The 1,048-nt window shown below is 69.7% G+C and carries 1 protein-coding gene; it reads left to right on the top strand.

All coding sequences use genetic code 11. The features are described from left to right. Nucleotides 1-96: 96 nt before the first annotated feature. Nucleotides 97-1,011 (top strand): PA domain-containing protein, encoded by a 915-nt coding sequence (locus tag ABZV34_RS39920; protein ID WP_356288359.1) that lies wholly within the window; start codon nt 97-99, stop codon nt 1,009-1,011. The last annotated feature ends 37 nt before the right edge of the window (nt 1,012-1,048 follow it).

The raw sequence follows: 1,048 nt of genomic DNA, 5'->3' as shown, positions 1-1,048 counted from the left end.
CGAGTCCCTGGAGCGCACGGGCCTCACGGACTGGACGATCGGCTCGCTGGCGCGCGTCTTCGAGACGCGCCGGGCGGGTCAGCCGGTCAAGGCCTCATGGAGACCCAGACCAACTACGACAGCCTCTGGGCCCAGCCGACCACCCACAAGGTCACCCACGGCGACTTCTACCTGGCCGCCCGCTGGCGCAAGGAACAGCCCGCCCTGGCCGTCGCCACCAAGACCACCGACTTCACCGACGTGCTGCGCCAGAACGGCGTCACCCCCCTGCCCAAGGGCAGCGCCAAGCTCCCGCTGGTCTTCGCCGGCCAGGGCGCGAGCACCGACTACGCCCACCTCGACGCGCACGGCAAGGCCGTGGTGGTACGCCGCAACGACGACGTGTCCGACATGGACCAGGCCGCCGCCGCGATCGCCGCGGGCGCCAAGCTCATGCTGGTCGTGAACAACGTGGACGGCCGAGGCTTCCGCTCCTACAACAAGCCGTTCAGCTCGACGCCCGTCCGGCTCGACGTGGGCCTGCTCAGCACCGACGAGGGCGAGAAGCTCGTCCGGCAGGCCCAGGCCCGCGGCGCCTCGGTCACGGTCGGCTCCGCGCCCGTGAGCCCGTACGTCTACGACCTCGACCGGACCTGGCACAACGAGATCCCCAGTCACATGGTGGTGCAGGGCAGTTCCAAGAACCTCGCCCGCGTCGACGAGACCTTCGACAGCCCGGCCCCGGGAAGCACCGGCGGCGAGTTCCGCTTCGACTGGCCCACCTACAACAACTGGGCCATCGGCGAGATGATGCCCGAGCCGGTACGGGGCAAGCGCACCGACTGGGTCTCCACCGGCGGCTTCAACAGCTGGAGCCAGAGCGCCTACGCGGACGGCCTGGTCTTCGAAGCCGGCCCCAAGACCTCCTACCGGGCGGGCAGCACCCAGTCCGAGGAATGGTTCAAGCCGATCGAACGGCCCTACCTGAACGACGTCTACAGCATGCCCACGCGCAAGGGCGACCACCTGTAGATCGACGCTCCGGCCTGGGGCAGCCTCGACCTCGTCG

Source organism: Streptomyces sp. NPDC005195 (assembly GCF_040608315.1).
Lineage (GTDB): Bacteria > Actinomycetota > Actinomycetes > Streptomycetales > Streptomycetaceae > Streptomyces > Streptomyces kaempferi.
This window is presented reverse-complemented; position numbering and strand designations above follow the sequence as displayed.